The sequence below is a fragment of the Frankia nepalensis genome (assembly GCF_016786325.1).
GTDB lineage: Bacteria > Actinomycetota > Actinomycetes > Frankiales > Frankiaceae > Pseudofrankia > Pseudofrankia nepalensis.
The window spans coordinates 1-7496 of the sequence record NZ_JADWYU010000077.1 but is presented as its reverse complement, the minus strand read 5'-3'; the positions used below and the strand labels follow the sequence as shown (position 1 = coordinate 7496).

The window sequence follows — 7496 nt, the reverse complement described above, 5'->3', positions numbered from 1 at the left end:
GCCAAGAGGCGCCGCCCCGGCCCCTACCAGCCGGCAGAGGTCTGCACCGAGACTATCGAGGGCCCACGCCCCGGGCCACCGGGCCGAGAACGTGAAACCTGCCCGCAACTCGGCGCGTGGCGATGACTCGCCTTGTGGCGGTGATCCGGCGCGTGGCGGGGACTCGGCGCGTGGCGGCGATCACTTCCGCGATCACTTCCGCGCGGCGGCGGTGGCGCGCCGGTTCGCCTTCCTGATCGCGGCGATCAGCTCGTCCTTCGCCATCCGGGTACGACCCGGGATGTCCAGTTCCCGGGCCACCCCGCGCAGGTGCGTGAGCGAGGCCTTGGCGTTCACGCCTTCGGAGGTCGGCCGCGGCCGCCGCAGGCTCGCCGGGGCGCGCTGCGCCGCCTGGTCGTCGGACGGGCCCTTCGCGGGCTTCGGCTGCCAGTGGTCGCCCACCTTCTCGTGGGTGTGCTTGAGCGCGGCGAACGCGGCGCGATGCGCGCGCTGGCCCTCGCCATAGCTGTTCACCGCCGAGTCGTGCGCCTTCTTCCAGGTACGGACGGCCTTGGCGTCGGAACGCGCGATCGTCGATGGCACCGCGGCCCGCATCTCGTCGGTCGTCGTCTTCGTCGCCATCTGCATCACCTCTTGGCCTCGGGTGTCGGGGTCCGGGAGATTCCCGCGGGAGTCCCGCGCGATCGCGGCTGGCCCCGCGTCCCTGGTCGGTCCGTTGTTGTCGGTGGGTTCCCCGCTGGCGCATGGCAAACCGTGCCTCACCCATCACGTGACGGCGGTTGCTCGATCCGCGGCCCGAAGGCCCGTTTGCTCAGCGATCCGGCCAGAAGATGGTTTCGCTGGCGCGCAGCAGCCGCGCCAGCACGGGCGGCGGGACCGGCGCGACGTCCTCGGGAGCCGGCGACAACGGCATGATCTGCGTCACGAACCGGCTGGCGGCCCGCCGCTTGGCCGCGGCCAGCTCGGCCGGCAGCGGCACCCGCCTCGCCCGGTGCCAGGGAACCCGGGCATCGCCCGGGACCGCCCAATGCCAGGTCCACACCGGGAACTCCAGCAGGGTCGCGCCCGTGCGCGCCGCGGCCGCCGCGGCGGCCCGGCCCGTCGCCTCATGGTCGGGATGGCCATCCTCGGCATAGGTCGCCAGGCACCACATTCCGTCATCGAGCCGCCGCGTGATCTCGTCGGCGACCAGGCGCTCGTGCGCGGCGGCGACCCCGTCGGGCACGCCGAGGCGGTGCACCGCGACGTCGGCCAGTCCCAGTTCGGCGAGCGCCGCGCGCCGTTCCTCCGCCCGCAGCCCGACCAGCCGTTCCGGTGTCACGGTCCGCGAGCCCGGGTGCGAGGCGTCGCCGTCGGTGACGGCGAGCACCGTGACGGGCACCCCGGCGCGACGCAGCAGGGCCATCAGCCCGCCGACCCCGAGCACCTCGTCGTCGGGATGCGGGGCGACCACGAGCGCCGCCGGCACATCCGCCGCCACGGGCGGGTCCAGCTCCGGCCAGGCCCCCAGGTCAGGCCATGCCTGCCAGGCGGCCTCCGGCGTACCCGAACGCGCGATCATCGCCGCGGCCAGCCCGCCGGCTGACCCGGCTCCGGCGATGCCTGGCCCGCCACCAGCGGTGTCCCCACCGGCTGGATTCGCGCCACCACCGCCAGCCTCGCCGCCGGCCACCGTTCCGTCGCCGGGCTCGCCGGGCTCGCCGGGCTCGCCGGCGTGCCCGCCCGCGGAGGCGGGCGCGCCGGCGGGGTCGGTTCCGGCGCCGCGGGGCGCCCAATCCCGTGAGGTCATGATGTTGGTCTACACGATGTTGGTCCACATGGTGTCGGCCTGCACGGTGTCGGCCTGCACGGAGTCACGCCGCCCGGTGTCGGGCCGCCCGGTGTCGGGCCGCCCGGTGTCAGCCTGCCCGGGGTTGGTATGTCCGGTGCCCGGTATGTCCGACGGCGTCACCTGGCACCCGACCCGTCGACGCGGTCAGGTGAGCTGGTCGGCGCGCACCTTGGCCGCCTCGACGTCGTTGACGGCGCCGTCTCGTTCCCGTTCGAAGAACGTCTCGACCGCGCGGTCCGAGGAGGTCTGGCAGGCCACCTGCCGGGTCATCTCCTGATCGGTGGCACCCGCGCCAGCTTCGGCCGTCCGGCCTCGCGGTGGCCGGGCCGCTCCCTTAGCGGAGCGCCCGCCGGTTCCCCTTGCCGCCTTCGCGTCAGTTGGAGCCATCGTCGTCCCCCTCCCTTTCGGCTCGCGCGACGTCCTTGCGCTCGCGCGCGGCCCGGCACGCCGTTCGTGGCCGCGAGTCCCGGCCGCGGACCCTTCGGCCGGTCCGTCCGTCCCCCGTTCAGCGAGTACCCAGCCGACCCCGGCGGAACCAGCGCGGCCGCGCCCACGGCCATCTCGTTGACCGCCGGGCCGGGGATCGCGACGCTGGCCGACGGGCCCCTGCCCAGCCCGGCCGCGAAGCCCGGCCCGGCTCGGCGACCGGCCGCTCGCCCACCGGACCGAGGAGTCGAGACATGCCGCAGCTGGAACGCGACGAGGACGTGTACGTGCTGGATCTCGGCGACAGCGAGAACCGCTTCACGACGGAGTGGCTCGCGGCCGTGAACGCGCTGCTGTCCGAGGTCGAGGCGGCCGACGGTCCCAAGGCGCTGGTCACCACGGCGCACGGGAAGATCTGGTCCAACGGGCTCGACCTGGACTGGCTGCTCGCGAACCCGGATCAGGCGAATGCCTACCTCGGCGGCGTCCAGGCACTGCTGGCCCGGGTGCTGACGCTGCCGTTCGCCACGGTCGCGGCCGTGCAGGGCCACGCGTTCGCCGGCGGGGCGATGCTCACGCTCGCGCACGACCACCAGGTGATGCGGGCCGACCGCGGCTACTGGTGCCTGCCGGAGGCCGACCTGCGGCTCCCGTTCTCCGTAGGGATGACCCGACTGATCGTCGCCAGGCTGCCCGTCAGGACCGCCTCGGCGGCGATGGTCACCGGGCGCCGTTACGGGGGCGCCGAGGCGCTCACGGCCGGAATCGTCGACGCGGTCGCCGCGGCCGGCGTCGCCGACCCGGCCGACGCGCGGCGCGCGGTGCTCGCCGCCGCCCTCGACCTCGCGCGGCCCCTCGCCGGCAAGGCCTCCCCGGCTCTCGGCACGATCAAGTCACGGCTGTACGCCGACGCGGTCGCCGCCCTGCTCGCCGAGAACGTCGCGGCGCTGGCCGATCTGCCCACCGGCTGATCCGCCCCCGCGGCGGGGCCACGGTCAGCTTCCCCCATCGACGCGGTGACCGGTGAGCACCGCGCGGGGAGCGAGCCGGGCGGCCAGGCGGCGCCGCCGGGGGGCCGAGCGCCAGGCCGCGCGCTCGACGGCCCGCGCGAGCCGCCGCGCCTCCTCGGCGGCGCGGCGGCCGGCGGGGCCGTCCCAGCCGTCGGCGACCGCGCCCCCTGACCCGCCGGCCGTGCCGGCCCCGGCCACGGCTGGCGCGCCCACGGCTCGTCCACCCACGGCCGGTCCGCCCGCGGCTGGCCGTGGTTCCGCCTGGCCGCCGGCGCCCGCGACGCGCGGGGAGTCCGGGCCGAACAGCGCCAGCGTGGCCAGGTCCGCGAGCCCGCGCAGCGCGCTCGCTCCGGCGCCCCTGCCGGCGCCGTCCGAGTCGCCGACCGCTTCGGCGCCCAGGCGGACGATCTCGCTCGGGCTCGCCCAGATCGGAACCGGGGCGCCCACTCCCGCCAGGGCGTCGAGGGCGTGCCGCCACGCGCGCACCACCCGCTCACGCGGGCGGCCGCGGGCCGACAGCCGCCGGCGCCGCCGGGCCGCCGGGCGGACGAAGGCCACGAGCAGGTAGCAGGCCAGCAGGCCGCCGACCACCAGCGCCACCGTCACCAGCGGGCCGCGGACGTCGGCGGCGCGGCCCGGCCGAGCGGCGCCGGCCACCGCCGGTACGGGCGCGGTGACCGGCGCGGTCAGCGGGCCGCGGACGGCCGCGTCGACCAGCGCGGTCTGCGCGGCAGGCTCGCCCTGCGCCCCGCCGGCGAGCGCGGCGCCGCCGGCGTCCGCGGCGGGCGGGGTGGGGAAGAACGGCAGCCAGCCGGCGCCGTCGAACCAGACCTCGGCCCAGGCCAGCGCCGCCCGGCCGGTGACCGTGACCGAGGCCGAACCGGCCGGCTGCTCCGGGGCGAAGCCGACCACGACCCGGCTCGGCAGCCCGAGGACGCGCGCGGCCAGCACGAAGGTGGTCGCGAACTGTTCGGAGGTGCCGCGCCGGGTGTCGGCGACGAAGTGCTCGATGTGGGCGAGCGAGTGGCCAGGCGCCAGTCGCGGGTCGAACTGGAAGTTGGACGCCAGGTAGCGCTGCAGCAGCGCCGCTCGCTGGAAGGGCCCGGTCCCCTGATCGGCGGCCGTGTGGGCGAGCGCGCGCAGCACGGGCGGGACACCCGCCGGCAGCGCGAGATCCGCCGCGGCGGCGGAGCCGCTGGTCAGCGCCGCGAGCTCGGTCACCGGGCGGGCCGGAGCCGGGGCCGACACGATCGTGAACTGGTCGCCGGCCGCGAGCGGCGCGGTGCGCAGCAGCAGCCCGGCACCCGCGTCGACGGCGAACCCGCCGGCCACGGACCGCTCCTCACCCTCGCCGAGCTCGACCGGGCGGTCCAACGCGGGCAGAAGCTGGCCGGTCAGCCCGGCGATCGTCAACCGTTGGGTGACCCGGGCGCCCTCGTCGGCGGCCGGCTGCTCCCCGCCCCGGGGCAGGGACAGGCCGGCTCGGGTGTAGCGGGCGGACGACGCCCAGGTGACGCCGTCGAAGTCGGTCAGCGCCGCGAGCCGCAGTGGCACCGGCCCGGCGGCCTGGCCACCGGTCAGCTCCAGCGTGAACAACGGGTCGTCGGGATGCGCGTTCCAGCCCGCGAGCGCGGACAGCGGGTTCAGGCCGTCCACCTGGCCGGCCGGAACCGACCGGTACGCCCGAGGATCCACCGGTCCGCCCCCGCCGAGGGCGGCCGGCAGCCGGTCGCCGGCCAGGGCCGCCGCGACGACGACCACGGCGAGCGCCGTCGCCGCCCGCGCCGCGCCGGGCACCCGGGAGGGCCGGTCGGGGCCAAGCGTGATCCGAGCCGGCGGCGGGCCCGTCCTCGCCGAGCCGGCGGCCTCGGCCGCCTTCGGCGCCTCGGAACCGTCGGCCCCCACCGACGCGGCGGGCGGCGCCGGCCGGGGCGCCACCACGGCGGGCGGGCGGCGGGCCAGCGTGAGCAGCCCGGTGAGCGCCGTCAGGACCACCGCCGGCGCCAGGTTCGAACCGGCGGCCGGAACAGCGGCGGCCGTCGCGACGACGAGGCCGGCCAGCGCCGGCAGCGCGGGCAGCAGCCGCGTCCTGGTGCGCACGACGAGCTCGGCGCCGACGGCGGCGGCGAGCCAGGTCACGGCGAACGGCACGACGAGCAGATCGGGTTCGGCCGGCGCCGGCACGGCGACGTCGAGCAGGCGGGTCGGCCCCTCCACGACGCCGGCGCGGACCGCGGCGAGCCGGGCGCCCGCCCCGCCGGCTCCCCCGGCGACCGTCGCCGCGGCCGCCGCGACGAACCCGGCCGTCCACAGCAGCGCCGAGAGCGCGAACGGCGCCGGCCGGCCGGCGCGCCACGACAGCGCCGCGACCAGGACGACCGGCGCGACGGCGGCGAGCAGCATGGCCGGCCAGGGCTCGGCGGGCGCGAACAGCCGGGCGAACCCCCAGCAGTCGACAGCCGCGAGCGCGGCGACCAGCGCGAGCGCGGGCAGCCGCCGTGCCCGCGCCGCCGCCGCCGGCGCGGCCCGCGGCCCGGAACGGGGACTGGAACCAGGACGGGGACTGGGACCAGGACCGGGCCCGGAACGCGGACGGGAACGACGACGCGAGGCCGCGGCGGCCTCGGCCGCGGCGCCGGGGCGGTCGTGCCCGCTCGCCTCCGGCAGCGGGACCGGCACCGCCGCCGCGACGGTCCGCGCCTCGGAGAGCTGGGCGATCGGCACCGTCGGCGTCGTCGGCTCGTCCACCCGCGGCCGGGCCGGACCTGGCTGCCCGGCCGGCTGGCCGCCCTGCCCGCGCGGCCCGGCGTGGCCGCGTTCGCGGCGGCGCAGGTTCTCCAACAGGTCGGGGCGGTCGGACCCGTTCACGCCGCCCCGCCGCCGAAGTAGCCGGTACGCGCGTTCGACCGCACGCCGGCGGCCCGGCCGCGGCCGCTCGTCGGCCAGGCCTCGCGCAGGCGGGCCGCGTCCGGAACGTCGAGGACCCGCAGCCGGCCGGCGACGCTCGACCCGATCTCGCTGGGCCGGCCGATCAGGTCGAACCGGCCGAGCAGGGTGGCGGCGTCGGGGGACGCCGAGGCCGGGCGCAGCCTGGGGCGGTCCGCCCGCGTCCGCCGGGAGCGCGCCCGCGCGGCGGCCATGCTGCGCGCTCCGACCCGGACGACCACCACCTGGCCGAACCGGTGCACGACCGGGGCGACGGCGCGCAGCTGGCCGGCGTCGAACCCGCCGGTGACGACGACCAGCGTCCCGATGCCGCCGCGCCGTACCGTGCCGAGCACCTCGAGCGTGCCGGCCGGGTCGAGCACGACCTCGGCCAGGTCGTCGAGCAGCGCGTCGGTCTCCGGCGCCCGGCCGCGACCGGCCCGCCGGACGCCGTCGGTGGTGAGCAGCACGACGCCGAGCGACTCACGCGCGCAGCCGAGCGCGATCGAGGCGGCGGCGTCGACCGCCTCCTCGAAGGTGTCCGCGCCGACCTCGCCCGGCGGGTAGGCGTCCGGGCGGGTGTCGAGGACGAGCGTCGAGGCCGGCTCGCTGGGCTCGACGTGCTCGCGGACCATCAGCCTCCCGGTCCGGGCGCTCGACGGCCAGTGGACGAAGCGCAGGTCCTCGCCGCTGACGTACTCCCGCAGCCCGTGGAAGATCACCCCGCCGGCGGCCCCGTCCGCGGTCCGGCCGTCCGGGTCGCGGGCCGGGGCGGCCGGGGGCGCGCCGAGCGGCCGGGCCCGCGGCCGGACCCGAAGCGCGTCCGCGGAGGCGAGCCGCGTCACCGAGCTGACCAGCCCGAACGGGTCGGCCCGGCGGACCAGGACGGGCCCGAACGAGATCACCCCGCGTCGCCGGGTGTCGAGGGCGATCTCGACGACCCGGCTGCCCGAGCCGGCGAGCCGGCGCACGTCCACCACGATCGTCCCCGTGGTCCGGGTGACCGGGTCCTCGTCGTCGCGGCCGGCCGGGTCGCCCCCGGTCGCGGCGGCGCCGGCGGCCTCTCGACGGCCGGGCCGGGCGCCGTCGGCCGCGCTCGCGGCGCCGCCGGCGCTTCTGGTCGTGCCGCCGCCTTTGGCCGTCTCGGCGCTTCTGGTCAGGTCGGTGCTTCTGATCAGGTCGGCGTTCCCAGCCGGGCCGGTGCTCCCAGCCGGGCCGGCGGACGCCGGCGCGCGGCGACGGCCGGGGCCGGCCCGCGCCGCCCCCCCCCCCCGGCGCCACAGATAAAAAACACCCAGCCCACC

7 protein-coding genes are annotated in these 7496 nt (G+C 78.3%); 1 reads left to right on the top strand and 6 read right to left on the bottom strand.

Features of this window, described 5'->3' with window-relative positions; translation table 11 throughout:
* Positions 1–192 precede the first annotated feature (192 nt).
* The 4 genes from I6A81_RS03275 to I6A81_RS44670 form a co-directional block, all read right to left on the bottom strand.
* Complete coding sequence (locus I6A81_RS03275) at positions 193–621, bottom strand: ChaB family protein (protein ID WP_238431147.1); 429 nt, start codon at positions 619–621, stop codon at positions 193–195.
* A 190-nt stretch (positions 622–811) separates the two neighbouring features.
* Complete coding sequence (locus I6A81_RS03270) at positions 812–1561, bottom strand: PIG-L deacetylase family protein (RefSeq protein WP_203008131.1); 750 nt, start codon at positions 1559–1561, stop codon at positions 812–814.
* A gap of 237 nt (positions 1562–1798) precedes the next feature.
* On the bottom strand, positions 1799–1951 hold the full coding sequence (locus I6A81_RS03265) for a hypothetical protein (RefSeq protein WP_203008129.1): 153 nt from the start codon (positions 1949–1951) through the stop codon (positions 1799–1801).
* Between the two features lie 24 nt (positions 1952–1975).
* Positions 1976–2101, bottom strand: coding sequence for a hypothetical protein (locus I6A81_RS44670; protein ID WP_285222594.1), 126 nt, complete (start codon positions 2099–2101; stop codon positions 1976–1978).
* 410 nt (positions 2102–2511) lie between these two features.
* On the opposite strand from I6A81_RS44670, the gene I6A81_RS03255 reads away from it, so the two are divergent.
* Positions 2512–3228: an enoyl-CoA hydratase/isomerase family protein gene (locus I6A81_RS03255; RefSeq protein ID WP_203008125.1), complete on the top strand. Its 717-nt coding sequence runs from the start codon at positions 2512–2514 to the stop codon at positions 3226–3228.
* A gap of 24 nt (positions 3229–3252) precedes the next feature.
* Here I6A81_RS03255 and I6A81_RS03250 read toward each other — a convergent pair whose 3' ends face one another.
* On the bottom strand, positions 3253–6135 hold the full coding sequence (locus I6A81_RS03250) for a transglutaminase domain-containing protein (protein ID WP_203010091.1): 2883 nt from the start codon (positions 6133–6135) through the stop codon (positions 3253–3255).
* Positions 6132–7496, bottom strand: a 1365-nt coding sequence (locus I6A81_RS44665) for a DUF58 domain-containing protein (RefSeq protein ID WP_285223052.1), incomplete at its 5' end; no start/stop codon positions are given. The genes I6A81_RS44665 and I6A81_RS03250, both read right to left, overlap by 4 nt.

What these genes read in the sequence shown, in the direction of transcription:
- I6A81_RS03270 (WP_203008131.1), bottom strand. Translation starts at nt 1,561, where the DNA reads ATGATCGCGCGTTCGGGTACGCCGGAGGCCGCCTGGCAGGCATGGCCT.
- I6A81_RS03255 (WP_203008125.1), top strand. Translation starts at nt 2,512, where the DNA reads ATGCCGCAGCTGGAACGCGACGAGGACGTGTACGTGCTGGATCTCGGC.
- I6A81_RS03275 (WP_238431147.1), bottom strand. Translation starts at nt 621, where the DNA reads ATGGCGACGAAGACGACGACCGACGAGATGCGGGCCGCGGTGCCATCG.
- I6A81_RS44670 (WP_285222594.1), bottom strand. Translation starts at nt 2,101, where the DNA reads ATGACCCGGCAGGTGGCCTGCCAGACCTCCTCGGACCGCGCGGTCGAG.